Origin of the sequence: Kribbella pratensis (assembly GCF_004365355.1) — a bacterium.
Taxonomy (GTDB): Bacteria; Actinomycetota; Actinomycetes; order Propionibacteriales; family Kribbellaceae; genus Kribbella.
In genome coordinates, this window is the sequence record NZ_SODP01000002.1 from 738,337 (window position 1) to 752,723 (window position 14,387).

The following is a 14,387-nucleotide window of genomic DNA, read 5'->3' on the forward strand; positions in this document are numbered from 1 at the left end:
GGCGAATTCCGCGATCAGCGGACAATTCGCACACTAAACCCCCCGACCGGTCGCATGCCAGAGATCACGGACCGAAGATCTCGTGCACCTTGCGGAGGTCGCGCAGGCGCGGTTCGGTGTCGCCGCGCAGCCACCGGCTGATGGTCCGCACCGACACCCCGATCCGCTGCGCGGCCGCCTCCTGGGACAGGCCCTGGCCCCGCAGCACGCCGATCAGCCAATCGGCGAACGGCTCGGCCACCGGCTGCACCCGGCGGACGCCGGCGCCGTGCAGGACCTCGACCTCGACCCCGTCGGGGAAGATCCGCACGGTCACGTCGAAGACGTTGTCCTTCGCCCCGGCCGCGGCCAGCAGCGCGTCCGTGATGGCGTGGTACAGCGCCTGCCGCTCCTCGGTCTCCAGGGTGACCGGCTCGAGCGCCTCGCGGACGAACTGCTCGGCGTCCGGCAGCGATCCCGGCCGGGCCGCGAAGACCTGGGAGGCCACGACCACGGGCGAGACGAACACCTCGCGACCGGGATCGTCGTCCATTGGCCGAGAATATCGGTGGAAGCGGGGTTAAAAAGCTCCTCCGGAATGTCCTGGAATCGCCGAATCCCGGATTTCCGGACACCGCCATTAATAGCAGACACAAGTGTCTGTCCGTCGGCCCGCGACCGTCGTACGGTCGAAACGATCGGCATTCCGTGAGTGACGGAGGGTGGGGTCGTGTCCACGACGCTGGAACCGGGGCAGGCGCAGCAGGAGACCGACGAGGGTGTCGTCCACATCCTCTGGATGAACGGCGGACTGAGCTGCGACGGCGATTCGGTCGCCCTGACCGCCGCCACCCAGCCGAGTATCGAGGAGATCGTCCTCGGCGCCCTGCCCGGGCTGCCGCGGATCGCGGTGCACTGGCCGCTGATCGACTTCGAGTGCGGGCCCGAGACCGGTGCGGACAACTTCATCGCGTGGTGGCACAAGGCCGACCGCGGCGAACTCGAGCCGTTCGTGCTGGTGGTCGAGGGCTCGATCCCGAACGAGGCGATCCACGGGGACGGCTACTGGGCCGGCTTCGGCAACAACCCGGCCACCGGGCAGCCGATGAAGACGTCGGAGTGGCTGGACCGGCTGGCCCCGAAGGCCACCGCGGTCGTGGCCGTCGGCACGTGTGCGACGTACGGCGGGATCCACGCGATGGCGGGTAACCCGACCGGCGCGATGGGAGTGCCCGACTACCTCGGCTGGAGCTGGAAGTCCAAGGCCGGGCTGCCGATCGTCTGCGTACCAGGTTGCCCCATCCACCCCGACAACCTGTCCGAGACGCTCGTCTACCTGCTGTACCAGGTCGCCGGCCAGGCCCCGATGATCCCGCTGGACGCCGAGCTGCGGCCGCAGTGGCTGTTCGGCCGGACCGTGCACGAAGGGTGTGACCGGGCCGGGTACTACGAGCAGGGCGACTTCGCCAAGGAGTACGGCTCGCCCAAGTGCCTGGTGAAACTGGGTTGCTGGGGTCCGGTGGTCAACTGCAACGTGCCCAAGCGCGGCTGGATCAACGGCGTCGGCGGCTGCCCGAACGTCGGCGGTATCTGCATCGCCTGCACGATGCCCGGCTTCCCGGACAAATTCATGCCGTTCATGGACGAACCGCCGGGCAGCAAGGTCTCCACCACCGCGTCGATGGTCTACGGCACCGTCATCCGCCGGCTCCGCAAGTACACCCAGAACGCCGGCAACAAGGAACCGAAGTGGCGGCGCAAGGGCTCCGAACTCGCCACCGGCTACGAGAAGGTGTGGTAGGCCATGACGACCACCGATCCCAAAGTCAGGCCCGAGACGACCGGCTCGCAGAGCTCCGACGTCGTCGAGATGGCCTGGGACCCGATCACCCGGATCGTCGGCAGCCTCGGCATCTACGCGAACGTGAACTTCAAGTCCAAGACCGTCGAGGAGTGCCACAGCACCTCGTCGATCTTCCGCGGCTACAGCATCTTCATGAAGGGCAAGGACCCGCGCGACGCGCATTTCATCACCAGCCGGATCTGCGGGATCTGCGGCGACAACCACGCCACCTGCTCGGTCTACGCGCAGAACATGGCCTACGGCGTCGCGCCGCCGCACCTCGGCGAGTGGATCGTGAACCTCGGCGAGGCAGCGGAGTACATGTTCGACCACAACATCTTCCAGGAGAACCTGGTCGGGGTGGACTACTGCGAGCGGATGGTCAAGGAGACCAACCCGGGCGTCCTCGAGCTGGCGAACCGGACCGAGGCGCCGCACGCCGGCGACCACGGCTACCGGACCATCGGCGACATCATGCGCTCGCTCAACCCGCTGGAGGGTGAGTTCTACCGCGAGGCACTGCACGTCAGCCGCTACACCCGCGAGATGTTCTGCCTGATGGAGGGCCGGCACGTCCACCCGTCGACGCTCTACCCGGGCGGTGTCGGCACGGTCGCGACCATCCAGCTCTTCACCGACTACCTGACCCGACTGATGCGCTACATCGAGTTCATGAAGAAGGTCGTGCCGCTGCACGACGATCTGTTCGACTTCTTCTACGAGGCGCTGCCCGGCTACGAGCACGTCGGCGAGCGGCGGATCCTGCTCGGCTGCTGGGGCAGTCTGCAGGACCCGGCGATCTGCGACTTCGACTACCGGACCATGGAGGCCTGGGGCCGGCGGATGTTCGTCACCCCGGGCGTGATCGTGGACGGCAAGCTGATCACGAACAGCCTCGTCGACATCAACCTCGGTCTGCGAATCCTGCTCGGCAGCTCGTACTACGAGGACTGGGCCGACGGATCGCACGAGAAGTTCGTCGATGTCGATCCGCTCGGCAACCCGATCGACGTCCGGCATCCGTGGAACCAGCACACCCTGCCCAAGCCGCAGAAACGCGACTTCTCCAACGCCTACAGCTGGACCATGTCCCCGCGCTGGTTCGACGGCAAGGACCACCTCGCCCTCGACACCGGCGGCGGACCGATCGCCCGGCTCTGGTCGACGGCACTGTCCGGTCTGGTCAACACCGACTACGTCCAGGCCACCGGGCACAGCGTGAAGATCCAGCTCCCGCGGACCGCGCTCAAACCGGCCACGGAGTACGAGTGGAAGATCCCGCAGTGGAGCAACGCGCTCGAGCGGAACCGGGCCCGGACCTACTTCCAGGCGTACGCCGCCGCGCTCGCGCTGCACTTCTGCGAGAAGGCGATGGCCGAGGTCCGCGCCGGCCGGACCGAGACGTGGACGCCGTTCAAGGTGCCCGACGACGCGATCTCCTGCGGCTTCACCGAGGCCGTCCGGGGCGTGCTGTCCCACCACATGGTGATCCGGGACGGCAAGATCGCGAACTACCACCCGTACCCGCCGACCCCGTGGAACGGCAGCGTCCGGGACAGCTACGGCACCCCGGGTCCGTACGAGGACGCCGTCCAGAACACGCCGATCTTCGAGGAGAATCCACCGGAGCGGTTCAAGGGCATCGACATCATGCGGGCGGTCCGCAGCTTCGACCCCTGCCTGCCGTGCGGCGTGCACATGTTCGTCGGCAACGGGCAGGAGAAGACGCACCTGCATTCGCCGTCCATCGCGGTAGCGCCGTACTGAGATGGACAGGCACGACGTCCAGGAGCTGAGCGAACGGATCGACGTACTGCTGGACGAGGTCCAGCGGCGCGCCGACCCCAAGCTCGCCGCACAGGTGGAGGAACTGGTCCGCGCGGTGCTGACTCTGCACGGCGCCGGCCTCGGACAACTGCTGAGCCTGCTCGACGAGCCGCAGGTCCGGCAGTTGGCCGGGGACGACCTCGTCGCCGGCCTGCTGCTGCTGCACGACCTGCATCCCGACGACATCGCGACCCGGATCCAGCACGCGCTGGACTCGGTCCGCCCGTACCTGGGCTCGCACGCAGGCGGGATCGATTACCTGGGCATCGACGACGACGGCGTCGTCCACCTCCGGCTCCAAGGCAGTTGCGACGGCTGCCCCGGGTCGACTGCCACGGTCCGCCTGACGGTCGAGAACGCCGTGCTGGACGCGGCCCCGGAGGCGATCGCGGTCGACGTCGACGGCATGGTGAAGGACAAGCAGAACCTGTTGACCATCGAGCCGTTCCGCCCCCACCGGGACGGCTGGCACCAGCTGGACCTGGCCCCACCCCTCGGCCAGGTCCAGCACCGAACTGTCGGCGGCCTCGACGTGCTGCTGGCCAACCTGGCCGGCACGTTGTTCGCCTACCGGAACAACTGCCCCGCGTGCTCGTCGGCTCTGCACCACGCCCGGCTGGACGGCGATCGGCTCACGTGTCCCCGCTGCACGGCGGAGTACGACGTCCGTCTGGCCGGGCGAGCTCTGACGCCTGCGGAAGGCCCGCCGCTCGAAGCGCTGCCGCTGCTGCCCGAAGGCTCGGGGTGGAAAGTCGCGATCCCGGGGGTGCAGCCGGCGTGAAACCACCGCCGACCCTGCGCTCGCTCGCGCGCAACAAGCCTCAGCCGGCCGTCGATCCGGTCGCGGTCCTGCGGGAGTTCACCGGTGGGGTCCGGGAGCAGTTGGCGCCGGGCGAGCAGTGCGAGATGTGCGCGGTACCGATCGGGGTCCAGCACTCGCATCTGGCCGATGTGCAGGGCCACCGGCTGCTGTGCACTTGCCGGTCCTGCTATCTGTTGTTCACCGGCGAGGCAGCGTCGCACGGACACTACCGAGCGGTGCCCGAGCACTATCGAGCCGACACCGGGTTCGCCATGTCCGCGGCCCAGTGGGACGCGATGGGGATCCCGGTCAACCTCGCGTTCCTCTTCTACCAGTCGGACCAGGGCCGGTATGTCGCCTTCTACCCGAGCCCGGGCGGCGCCACCGAATCGCTGCTCGACCTGACCGCGTGGAACGAGGTTGTGGCCGGCGATCCCCGGCTGCAGGAGCTCGTCCCGGATCTCGAGGCGGTGCTGTTGCGGCGGCTCGACGACGGGTTCGAGTGCCACCTGGTGCCGATCGACGCCTGCTACCAGCTGGTCGGGATCGTCCGGCAGTACTGGGAAGGCTTCGCCGGCGGCGAGGACGTCTGGCAGCGCATCGACGAGTTCTTCGCGGGGATCCGGGAGCGCGGCCGTGGTTGACCTGGACTTCAGCTGTGCCGGCGCCGAAGCCGATCGGTACGCCGCGGCGCCGACGATCCGGCTGCGGCTGAGGATCGAGGAGACGACCGGCACGCCCGTCCACGCGCTGGCGCTGCGCTGCCAGATCAGGATCGAGCCGATCCGGCGCCGCTACACCGACGAGGAGGCCGAAGGGCTGGCCGACCTGTTCGGCGAGCGGGCCCGCTGGGGTGAGACGTTGAAGCCGCTGCAGCTGGCGTTCGTCACCCAGATGGTGCCCGGGTTCACCGGCGCGACCGAGGTCGACCTGCAACTGCCGTGCAGCTACGACTTCGACGTTGCCGCCCACAAGTACCTGTACGCGGTGCGCGAGGACGCCGTACCGCTGCTGCTGTTGTTCAACGGGACGATCTTCACCGGCCGTCCCGGCACCCTCTCGGTGACGCCGGTCGCCTGGCAGAAGGAGACGACCTTCGGGTTGCCGGTGGCGGTGTGGCGTGAGGCGATGGACCAGCACTTCCCGGGTGCCGCGTGGCTTCGGCTGCGGCAGGACACCTTCGACCGGTTGTACCGGTACCGCACGCGGGAAGCCCTGCCCGGCTGGGACGACGCGATCGAGCGACTCCTGAAGGAACAGCTGGAATGAACGAGTTCGACGCCGTCCAGGAGCTCGCGGACGCGCTGCTGCTCGAGGGCTATGTCCTCTACCCGTACCGGGCCTCGGACGGAAAGAACCGGGTCCGCTGGCAGTTCGGCGTCCTGATGCCGCCGGACTACGCGCTGGTGGACCCGTCCGAACGGTCCTGGTCGCAGACCGAGTGCCTGCTCGACGGCGACGACGCGGTGCTCACGGTGCGGTTGCGCTTCCTGCAGGCGCAATGGCGGCACGTGCTGAATGCCGACAAGGCCGAAGTCACCTTCCTGGCGACCGACGACGCGACGTACCGCCCGTGGGACGAGGCGGTGGTGCGGACCGTCGACATCACCACGCGCTCGCAGCGGTTCCCCCGCGAGGTGCCGTTCCAGCTACCCCGCGGCACCGAGACCGAGGCGATCGGGACGGCCGGATTCCTCCGCCGGACCCGGCAGCCGATCACCGGGACAGTCGCCCTGAGCCTCGAGAAGCTGCCCGGCCCGTACGGCGTCACGCGGCTGCGGATCCGGGTCGAGAACACCACCGCGAACGGCAGCTCCGAGCGGGTCGGCGCGCTCCGGCAGGCGTTGATCGCGCACCACGTCATGGTGGCCGCCGACGGAGCCCGGTTCCTGTCTTTGCTGGAGCCGCCCGAGTGGGCCGGTGCCTACGCGGCCGGCTGCGAGAACGTCGGCCTCTACCCGGTCCTGGCCGGCGACGTGCTGCTGTCGTCGCCGATCATCCTGTACGACCACCCGCGGATCGCGCCGGAGAGCACCGGCGATCTGTACGACGCGACGGAGATCGACGAGATCCTCAGCCTGCGCACGATGACGCTGACCGAGGAGGAGAAACGCGAGGTCCGCGGCACCGATCCGCGCACGGCCGAGCTGCTCGAACGGATCGACTCGATGCCGCCGGAGTTCCAGGACCGGTTGCACGGCACGATCCGCTACCTCCGCAAGGTGACCGACCCGGAGCCGGTCAGCAAACCCTGGTGGGATCCCGGTAACGACGCCTCGGTCTCGCCCTCGACCGACACGGTCCAGGTCGGTGACGTTGCCGTCGGCAACGGAACGAAGGTGCGGCTGCGGCCCGGCGTACGGCGGGCGGACGCGCAGGACATGTTCCTGCGCGGGAGGCTCGGCACGGTGGTCGCCGTACTGTCCGATGTCGACGGGGAGACGCATGTCGCGGTCGCACTGGACGGGGAGGAAGGCGAGGTGCAGCGCTCGCACGGCAGGTACCTGTACTTCAGCCCGGACGAACTGGAGCCGTTGACGTGACTGTTCTCGTGGCCGGCCTGGGCAACATGTTCTGCAGCGACGACGCCTTCGGAGTGGCAGTCGTCGCGGAGCTGTCACAGCACAGCCTGCCGGACGGCGTCGAAGTTCGGGACTTCGGAATCCGCGGGATCCACCTGGCCTACCAACTGCTTGAACCGTACGACCTGGTCGTCCTGGTCGACACGGTCGAGCGCGGCGGGCCGCCGGGGACGGTCTACCTGATCGAGGCCGAGCCCGGCGCGGAACCCGGTCCGGAGGTGAGTATGGACGCGCACGACCTCGGACCGGACGCTGTGCTCTCGCTTGTGCCGCGACTCGGTGGCACTGTAGGTCCTGTGGTCGTGGTCGGCTGCGAACCGGCCGCCGTCGACGCCGGGATCGGCCTGTCGGCGGCAGTGCAGGACGCGGTCGGGACGGCGGCGCAACTGGTGGTCGACCTGGTCACCGGACAGGTCGCCGGACCGGCATCCCGGACCGGTGTGACGGAGGGGAAGTTGTGATGCGCTGGATGCTGCTGGCCGTCGTACTGCTGCTGCTGGTCGGGGTGGGCTACTACGGCCTGGAAGACATTCGCCGCTACCTCCGGCTGAGGGACATGTAGCCCGATGTGCCTGGGCATCCCGGGCCGGGTGGTCGACTGTCCGGACGGCGCGGCGCTCGGCCGGGTCGAGGTGGCCGGAGTTGTCCGCGACATCAACGTGACACTGCTCGACGGCCCGTTCGTGCCCGGTGAGTACGTACTGATCCACAGCGGGTTCGCACTGGAGCGGATCTCGCCGGAACGCGCCGCCGACGCGCTCGCGTTCTTCGGGGCCGACCTGTGAACGGGCCGGCGATGTTCGCGCGGTACGCGTTCGCTCCCAACCAGCTCGGGTACTGCGGCCCCGCGGACGCCGGCGCCCTGCTCGAGGGCCGGACGGGCACCAGGTTCCGGGCGCTGGCGAAACAGTTCGAGGGTGCCTGGCCGCAGCTGCGGGTGATCGCCGCGGCCACCGGTACGGCGGATCCGCTCGACCGCGAGGTGGTCGAGGCGTACTGGGTGGGCAATCGCTTGCTCGACCGGGCCGGCGGCGCCGACCCCGGGCTGCCGCACCACAGTTTCCAGGTGTTCTGCCATTACCCGTGGGCAGGCCTGCTGCACGACGAACGCCGTACCGAGCATGCGCTCCAGGTCCTCGACCAGTGCCGGATCCGATGGGGCAGGGTGATCTCGGTTGCCGACGGCAAGGTCGTCGTCGAGTCGCGACCGCTGGTCTGGGACGGCGTCCGCCTGGCGCTCGGTCTGCCCGGCCGGGACACCGCGACGCTCGGTCTCGGCAACGTGGAGCTGATCGAGCCGCTGCGGGCCGGCGACTGGGTCTCGCTGCACTGGGGCTGGGTCTGCGACCGGTTGACGCCACCGCAGCTGGTTGCCTTACGCCACTATTCGGCGTACCACCTGACGCTGGTCAATCAGCGCCTGGGCGGCCGCACCGGGATGTCCGGGCCGAGGATCCCGTGACCGTCGGGCTGGCCCACCACGCCAGGTGAGTTCAGCACCGCGGGCCGCGACACCGGCCGGTGGTCCAGCGGACCGGACCGATCCGGCTCCCACCGCGCCGGGTCCTCGGTCATGCCGAGCAGGTAGGTCACGGTGCAGTCGAGCGCACCGGCCAGCTCGGGCAACCGCACCACATCGACCCCGGCGCCGTGCTCGAAGCTGGACAACGTCTTGTTGGTGGTCCGGATCCCCCGCCGCGCCAGCCGGCTGACGAGCTGCTTCTGGGTCAGCCCGAGCTGTAACCGGCGCGCGCGCAACCGATGGCTGACCACCAGATGCCGGTCAACCGCAACCTCGCTGCGATCCTCGAACATGCACCTACCCCCTGCTGCCAGCCTGTCGTGCGGCTACGGCCGCGTCAATCGCCCGGTGGCCTGGATTCCATCTCCGCCAGGGCGTGCACGGTGTAGCGCGCGAAGTTGAAGACCGGGGCGCGTCCCAGCAATCGCTCGAACTCCTCGTGCGAGTCCACCTCGTAGATCCACGCCCCGCCGTGCGATCCGACCACGTGGTACCTGGCCAGCACCTTGCCGTCACGCTCCAGCCGCTGCCCGTACTCCGGCATCGCCCCCACCGCCCGCGCCATCTCCGGCGAGAGCAGGCTGAGCTCCATCTGCCACAACACGAGGAACTTCATCGTCAGTTTCTCAGGTGGAGCCTGCGGGCGGCTTCGGCTATCGAGCCGGAGATCGACGGGTAGACGGTGAAGGATTGGGCTACCTGGTCGACGGTGAGACGGGCGGCCACAGCGAGCGAGATCGGGTGGATGAGTTCGCTGGCTCGGGGCGCTACGACGACGCCGCCGACGACGATGCCGGTGTTGGGCAGGCAGAAGAGTTTGACGAAGCCGTCGCGGACGCCCTGCATCTTGGCGCGGGCGTTGTCGGCCAGCGCGACCTTGACGACCATCGCGGTGCTGCCACCGGCGTCCACCACCGCCTGGGAGAGGCCGACCGTCGCGATCTCGGGCGCGGTGAAGACGTTCGCGGAGACCGTTGACTGGTCCAACGGTGCGACGGCGTCCCCGAGGGCGTGGGCCATCGCGATCCGGCCCTGCATCGAGGCCACCGAGGCCAGCATGAGTACGCCGGTGCAGTCGCCGGCCGCGTAGACCCCGCGGGCGGTGGTCCGCGAGACCCGGTCGACCTTCACGAACCCGCCGTCGGTCAGCGACACGCCCGACTCGACCAAATTCATGTCGTCGGTGTTCGGCAACGATCCGACCGCGAGCAGCGCATGCGAACCCTCGACCTTCCGACCGTCGGTCAGGGTCACCACGACCCCGTCGCCCTGCCGTTTCACCGACTCGGCCCGCGACTTGCTCAGGACCGTCAGCCCGCGCCGCTTGAACACGTCCTCCAGCACCGCGGCCGCGTCCGCGTCCTCGCCCGGGAGCACCCGGTCCCGGGACGACACCAGGACGACGTCGCTGCCGAGTGCGTCGTACGCGCTGGCGAACTCCGCACCCGTGACGCCGGACCCGACCACGATCAGCCGCTCGGGCAGTTCCTGCAACTCGTAGACCTGCTCCCAGGTGAGGATCCGCTCGCCGTCGGGCTCCGAGCCCGTGAGGATGCGCGGCCTTGCCCCGGTAGCGATCAGGATCACATCGGCGTCCAGCCGCTCGTCGCCGACGACCACCGTCTCCGGCCCGTCGAGCCGGCCGCGGCCCCGGATGATCCGGACCTTGTCGCGGTCCAGCCGGCGCTCGATGCCCTCGGACTGGGCGGCCGCGAGCGCCTTGACCCGTTTGTTGACGACGGAGAGATCGACACGCACGGAGTTGGCCGGATTGTCGTCACCGTCGTCGAGCCGCACTCCCAGCTCGCCGGCCTCCTCGACCTCGGTCATCACCTCCGCGGTGGCGATCAAGGTCTTGCTCGGAACGGCGTCGGTGCGCACGCCGGAACCGCCGATCCCGTCGGAATCGACGACCGTCACCTCCCCGCCGAGTTGGGCGGCCGCACTCGCCGCTTCGTACCCGCCAGGACCGCCACCGATGATCACAACTCGCGCCACAAGAGGCCATTGTTCCGTATCCTCTTTTTCCGTGACCCTGTACGCCGCGTTTGCGTCGAATCTGGACCCGAACCTGATGGCCGAGCGGTGCCCGTACTCCCCGCTGCGCGGGACCGGGTGGATCCACGGCTGGCGACTCACCTTCGGCGGCGAGGAGCTCGGCTGGGAGGGCTCGATGGCCACCGTGGTCGAGGACCCGTCCGACCCGGCCAACCAGGTCTTCGTCGCGCTGTACGACGTCCACCCGAAGGACGTCGAGCGCCTGGACGAATGGGAGTGGATCGACCAGAACGTCTACAGCAAGATCCAGGTCCGGGTGCAGACCCTGGACGGCGAGCAGCTGGCCTGGATGTACGTGCTGAACGCCTACGAGGGCGGCCTGCCCTCCGCCCGCTACCTGGGCATCCTCGCCGAGGCCGCCGAGGCCGCCGGCGCCCCGGACGACTACGTGGCGGACCTGCGTTCCCGCCCCTGTCAGTCGTCGGGTCATTAGAGTTCGCAATGTGACCGTAGATCTGAAGGCCGCCGCAGACGCCTGGCTGAGCGAAGACCCCGACCCCGACACCCGCGCCGAGCTGCGGGCGCTGCTGGATTCCGGGGACACCACCGAGCTGGCCGACCGCTTCGCCGGCACGCTCGAGTTCGGTACGGCGGGCCTCCGCGGAGCCGTCGGCGCCGGACCGAACCGGATGAACCGGGTCGTGGTGATCCGCGCCGCCGCCGGACTCGCGGCGTACCTGAAGGCCAAGGGGCTCACCGACGGACCGGTCCTGATCGGGTACGACGCGCGCCACAAGTCGGACGTGTTCGCGCAGGACACCGCCGCCGTGATCCGCGGCGCGGGGCTGGACGCCGTACTGCTGGACCGCCCGACGCCGACCCCGGTGATCGCCTTCGGCATCAATCACCTGCACGCGGTGGCGGGCGTGGTCGTGACCGCGTCGCACAACCCGCCGCAGGACAACGGCTACAAGGTCTACCTGGGCGACGGCTCGCAGATCGTGCCGCCTGCCGACGCGGAGATCGCGGCCGCCATCGCCGCGGTCGGCCCGCTGGCCGAGGTGCCGCGTGGCGACGACTGGCAGACCGCCGGCGACGACCTCCTGAACGCGTACCTGGACCGCATCGCCGACCTGGTGCCGGCGGATGCGCCGCGCGAGCTGAACGTCGCCTACACGCCGCTGCACGGCGTCGGGCGGACCCTCGTCGAGGCAGCCGTCGCCCGCGCGGGGTTCGCCGCACCGCAGGTGGTGGCGTCCCAGGCCGACCCGGACCCCGACTTCCCGACCGTCGCGTTCCCGAACCCGGAGGAGCCGGGCGCGATCGACGCGGCGCTGGAGCTGGCCCGCTCGATCGGCGCGGACATCGCGGTCGCGAACGACCCGGACGCGGACCGGTGCGCGGTCGCCATCCCCGATCCGCAGAGCCAGAATGGCTGGCGGATGCTGCGCGGTGACGAGCTCGGCGCGCTGCTCGGCGAGTTCCTGCTGGCGCCGCGGCCGGACGGGGTCGCCGCGTGCTCGATCGTGTCGTCGTCGCTGCTCGGCAAGATCGCCGCGTCGTACGGCGTCCGGTACGTCGAGACGCTGACCGGGTTCAAGTGGATCGGACGGGTGCCGGACCTGGTGTTCGGGTACGAGGAGGCACTCGGGTACTGCGTCGATCCGGCGGCCGTGAAGGACAAGGACGGCGTATCGACGCTGGTCCGCGTTCTGCAGCTGGCCGCGCAGGCGAAGGCCGCCGGGCGCACGTTGCAGGATCTGCTGGACGATCTCGCGGTCAAGCACGGCCTGCACGCGACCGACCAGCTGTCGGTGCGGGTCGACGACCTGTCGCTCATCGCTCAGGCAATGGAACGGCTTCGCGCCACGCCGCCCACGAGACTGGGCGACTACACCGTCGAACGGATCGACGACCTGAGCCAGGGGTCCGCATCACTGCCCCCGACGGACGGCCTGCGGTACACGCTGTCCGAGGGGGCCCGCGTCGTCGTCCGGCCGTCCGGCACGGAGCCGAAGCTCAAGTGCTACCTGGAAGTGGTCGTGCCGGTCAGCACGGATGTCGCTGATGCTCGGCGCCGGGCAGGCGAGAACCTGTCCGGCATCAAGCAGACCCTGTCGGCCGCGCTGGGGATCTAGCCGCTGGGGAGCACCTGGCGGGTGGCTCCCCGGCGTCAGCGTGCGGCTGCGGCGGCTTCGGCTTCCTCGGTGCGCAGGGAGCTCTGCAGCGACGAGTGCAGGATGCGGAGCGTGCTGGTGGACTGCATCAGCGCGTCCCGCTCGTCCGGGTTGCGGTTGGCGAGGGCGGTGATCTCGTTGATGCTGGCCTCGATCCGGGCGATCCGGTCGGCGACCGAACCCTCCTGGCTGCTGGCCTTGCGGATCGCGTCGGACGTGACCGTCCAGACGTCTTCCTTGTCGTTGGTCCGCCGCGACATGTCCACCATCTGGCTCAGCGCCGCGAGGTCGTGGTCGACCTGGGTGCGCTCCACCGGTGAGGTGATGCCGGTCGTCGCCTGCCGGAGCCGGGTGACGTGCCCGGACAGCTCCGACCAGGTGGAACGACCGCTCTTGATCTTGTCCAGCACCTTGGCGTACTCGGTGTTGAACTCGTCGTAGTTCACTGTCCTTGACTCCTGCCGTTCGAGGCTCGACTCAGAAACTCTAGGGCGTCCGCACCCGAAACAAGTAACCACACGATCGCAGATCGTGCGGGTGTCGCCAAAACGCAACAGCCGCCCGGTACGGCAACGCGTACCAGGCGGCTGAGTTACGTCGGAATCGCGGCGAGATCAGGCGACGTACGCCGAGCTCGCGTTGAAGGTGTTGCAGTTGCCCGCGACCGTGTAGCTGTGCCGCGCGTTGAAGCCGGCGGTCACCCAGAAGGCGTGGTTCTTGATCGAACCGTGGTCCCGCACGCCGCCCGGCTGGTCGCCGCTGTTGCTGATCACCCAGTTGTACTGGGTCATGAAGCCGCCGCTGAACGGGTAGTTGCGCTTGTTCGCGCCGTCCACAGCACCGCCGAGGCAGGACGCCTGCAGCTCACGACGACGGCTCTCCTCGAGCTGCGCCGCGTAGGTGCTGAAGGCCCGCTGCCGCGCCCAGGACGCGTTCAGGATGCCGGTGAGCCACTGGACGTGGTGACCGTACTCGTGCGACAGCGTGAACGTCGCGTACGCCCGTGCCATCGTCGGGCTCTGCGCCCAGTAGTTCATGATCACGTACGCCGGGACGTAGATGTAGCCGTTGTCGACACCGCAGAAGAACGCAGTACCACCGGTGACCACGCCACACTTCGAGTTGACCGCGCTCGAGTTGTGGACGACCAGCTTCGGAGCAACCTTGTACGCCGCGCCGGCCTGCTTCAGCGGCAGGGCCCAGGAGCCGTAGAGGCACTTGTAGAGGTTGTTCTCATAGGCGACGACTCCCGCGAACGTGCGCAGCGAGACGTTGAGCTCCTTGCAGTTCGACGTGGGGATCGCGCCGGTCTTGTACAGCTTGTTGTAACGCACGACGTTCGTCAGCGACGACTTCGTGGTGAGTCCGTCTCCAGCCGGCGGCGGACCGGCCACCAGACCCGTGCCGATCTCGATCGGCTTCGTGTCGGCGGCCTGCGTGGCGGCAGTCGTCGTCGTGCTGGAGGTCTGCGCGGCCTGGGCGTTGGGCAGCGCCAGCGCGGCGAAGCCGGCCAGGGCACCGACCGTGGCCACGCCACGCAGGGTGATGCGGGAGAGGTTGACCATGAGCTCCACTCTCGATGTGTCTAGGGACCTGTCGGACCAATCCTGGGGTGCACAGGGGTTCACCCGAGCTTGAACACGGGCTCTGACGCGGC

General features: G+C 69.1%; 18 protein-coding genes. 12 read left to right on the forward strand and 6 right to left on the reverse strand.

Going from position 1 to position 14,387, the window contains the following annotated elements; translation table 11 throughout:
- Nucleotides 1-64: 64 nt before the first annotated feature.
- Nucleotides 65-532 carry a helix-turn-helix domain-containing protein gene (locus EV653_RS20145; protein ID WP_134105279.1) on the reverse strand — a complete coding sequence of 156 codons (468 nt, stop codon included), beginning with the start codon at nt 530-532 and terminating at the stop codon, nt 65-67.
- 177 nt (nt 533-709) lie between these two features.
- Here EV653_RS20145 and EV653_RS20150 point away from each other — a divergent pair, with 177 nt between their 5' ends.
- Genes EV653_RS20150 through EV653_RS20190 form a run of 10 tightly spaced genes read left to right on the forward strand, consistent with a single transcriptional unit; the run spans nt 710 to nt 8,495 of the window.
- Entirely contained in the window at nt 710-1,780 is a 1,071-nt protein-coding gene (locus EV653_RS20150) for a hypothetical protein (protein ID WP_202871752.1), read from the forward strand.
- A 3-nt stretch (nt 1,781-1,783) separates the two neighbouring features.
- Nucleotides 1,784-3,589, forward strand: coding sequence for a nickel-dependent hydrogenase large subunit (locus tag EV653_RS20155; RefSeq protein ID WP_134105280.1), 1,806 nt, complete (start codon nt 1,784-1,786; stop codon nt 3,587-3,589).
- Between the two features lies 1 nt (nt 3,590).
- On the forward strand, nt 3,591-4,430 hold the full coding sequence (locus EV653_RS20160; protein WP_134105281.1) for a NifU family protein: 840 nt from the start codon (nt 3,591-3,593) through the stop codon (nt 4,428-4,430).
- The gene (locus EV653_RS20165) at nt 4,427-5,095 is read left to right on the forward strand and encodes a DUF5947 family protein (protein WP_202871753.1); all 669 of its coding nucleotides are present in this window, start codon (nt 4,427-4,429) and stop codon (nt 5,093-5,095) included. The genes EV653_RS20160 and EV653_RS20165 overlap by 4 nt, the downstream gene beginning before the upstream one ends.
- Complete coding sequence (locus EV653_RS20170) at nt 5,088-5,720, forward strand: DUF6084 family protein (RefSeq protein WP_134105282.1); 633 nt, start codon at nt 5,088-5,090, stop codon at nt 5,718-5,720. Before EV653_RS20165 ends, EV653_RS20170 begins: the two co-directional genes overlap by 8 nt.
- Entirely contained in the window at nt 5,717-6,994 is a 1,278-nt protein-coding gene (locus tag EV653_RS20175; protein WP_134105283.1) for a hypothetical protein, read from the forward strand. The genes EV653_RS20170 and EV653_RS20175 overlap by 4 nt, the downstream gene beginning before the upstream one ends.
- Nucleotides 6,991-7,494 (forward strand): hydrogenase maturation protease, encoded by a 504-nt coding sequence (locus EV653_RS20180; RefSeq protein WP_134105284.1) that lies wholly within the window; start codon nt 6,991-6,993, stop codon nt 7,492-7,494. The genes EV653_RS20175 and EV653_RS20180 overlap by 4 nt, the downstream gene beginning before the upstream one ends.
- Nucleotides 7,494-7,595, forward strand: a complete 102-nt coding sequence (locus EV653_RS42855; RefSeq protein ID WP_441294976.1) for a DUF6893 family small protein — start codon at nt 7,494-7,496, stop codon at nt 7,593-7,595. Before EV653_RS20180 ends, EV653_RS42855 begins: the two co-directional genes overlap by 1 nt.
- 4 nt (nt 7,596-7,599) lie before the next feature.
- Nucleotides 7,600-7,818 carry a HypC/HybG/HupF family hydrogenase formation chaperone gene (locus EV653_RS20185; protein WP_134105285.1) on the forward strand — a complete coding sequence of 73 codons (219 nt, stop codon included), beginning with the start codon at nt 7,600-7,602 and terminating at the stop codon, nt 7,816-7,818.
- An 11-nt stretch (nt 7,819-7,829) separates the two neighbouring features.
- Nucleotides 7,830-8,495 (forward strand): DUF6390 family protein, encoded by a 666-nt coding sequence (locus tag EV653_RS20190; RefSeq protein ID WP_134105286.1) that lies wholly within the window; start codon nt 7,830-7,832, stop codon nt 8,493-8,495.
- Here the strand turns inward: EV653_RS20190 and EV653_RS20195 are convergent.
- The 3 genes from EV653_RS20195 to EV653_RS20205 are packed head-to-tail and all read right to left on the reverse strand — an operon-like array spanning nt 8,447 to nt 10,553.
- Nucleotides 8,447-8,848, reverse strand: a complete 402-nt coding sequence (locus EV653_RS20195; RefSeq protein WP_134105287.1) for a helix-turn-helix domain-containing protein — start codon at nt 8,846-8,848, stop codon at nt 8,447-8,449. The two genes, EV653_RS20190 and EV653_RS20195, sit on opposite strands and share 49 nt — an antisense overlap.
- 44 nt (nt 8,849-8,892) lie before the next feature.
- Nucleotides 8,893-9,171, reverse strand: coding sequence for a muconolactone Delta-isomerase family protein (locus EV653_RS20200; protein ID WP_134105288.1), 279 nt, complete (start codon nt 9,169-9,171; stop codon nt 8,893-8,895).
- A 2-nt stretch (nt 9,172-9,173) separates the two neighbouring features.
- Nucleotides 9,174-10,553, reverse strand: a complete 1,380-nt coding sequence (locus EV653_RS20205; RefSeq protein ID WP_134105289.1) for an NAD(P)H-quinone dehydrogenase — start codon at nt 10,551-10,553, stop codon at nt 9,174-9,176.
- A 31-nt stretch (nt 10,554-10,584) separates the two neighbouring features.
- Here EV653_RS20205 and EV653_RS20210 point away from each other — a divergent pair, with 31 nt between their 5' ends.
- Both EV653_RS20210 and EV653_RS20215 read left to right on the forward strand, forming a co-directional pair.
- A complete protein-coding gene (locus tag EV653_RS20210; protein WP_134105290.1) occupies nt 10,585-11,046 on the forward strand; it encodes a gamma-glutamylcyclotransferase in 462 nt (153 codons plus the stop codon).
- Nucleotides 11,047-11,056: 10 nt separating this feature from the next.
- A complete protein-coding gene (locus tag EV653_RS20215) occupies nt 11,057-12,691 on the forward strand; it encodes a phospho-sugar mutase (protein WP_134105291.1) in 1,635 nt (544 codons plus the stop codon).
- A gap of 35 nt (nt 12,692-12,726) precedes the next feature.
- Here EV653_RS20215 and EV653_RS20220 read toward each other — a convergent pair whose 3' ends face one another.
- Together EV653_RS20220 and EV653_RS20225 are read right to left on the reverse strand one after the other, a co-directional pair.
- On the reverse strand, nt 12,727-13,176 hold the full coding sequence (locus EV653_RS20220; protein ID WP_134105292.1) for a hypothetical protein: 450 nt from the start codon (nt 13,174-13,176) through the stop codon (nt 12,727-12,729).
- A gap of 168 nt (nt 13,177-13,344) precedes the next feature.
- Entirely contained in the window at nt 13,345-14,295 is a 951-nt protein-coding gene (locus tag EV653_RS20225) for a neutral zinc metallopeptidase (RefSeq protein WP_134105293.1), read from the reverse strand.
- Nucleotides 14,296-14,387: the final 92 nt, after the last annotated feature.

Coding starts and splice junctions, on each gene's coding strand:
- EV653_RS20145 (WP_134105279.1), bottom strand. CDS start 532: ATGGACGACGATCCCGGTCGCGAGGTGTTCGTCTCGCCCGTGGTCGTG.
- EV653_RS20195 (WP_134105287.1), bottom strand. CDS start 8,848: ATGTTCGAGGATCGCAGCGAGGTTGCGGTTGACCGGCATCTGGTGGTC.
- EV653_RS42855 (WP_441294976.1), top strand. CDS start 7,494: ATGCGCTGGATGCTGCTGGCCGTCGTACTGCTGCTGCTGGTCGGGGTG.
- EV653_RS20190 (WP_134105286.1), top strand. CDS start 7,830: ATGTTCGCGCGGTACGCGTTCGCTCCCAACCAGCTCGGGTACTGCGGC.
- EV653_RS20225 (WP_134105293.1), bottom strand. CDS start 14,295: ATGGTCAACCTCTCCCGCATCACCCTGCGTGGCGTGGCCACGGTCGGT.
- EV653_RS20200 (WP_134105288.1), bottom strand. CDS start 9,171: ATGAAGTTCCTCGTGTTGTGGCAGATGGAGCTCAGCCTGCTCTCGCCG.
- EV653_RS20185 (WP_134105285.1), top strand. CDS start 7,600: ATGTGCCTGGGCATCCCGGGCCGGGTGGTCGACTGTCCGGACGGCGCG.
- EV653_RS20155 (WP_134105280.1), top strand. CDS start 1,784: ATGACGACCACCGATCCCAAAGTCAGGCCCGAGACGACCGGCTCGCAG.
- EV653_RS20160 (WP_134105281.1), top strand. CDS start 3,591: ATGGACAGGCACGACGTCCAGGAGCTGAGCGAACGGATCGACGTACTG.
- EV653_RS20175 (WP_134105283.1), top strand. CDS start 5,717: ATGAACGAGTTCGACGCCGTCCAGGAGCTCGCGGACGCGCTGCTGCTC.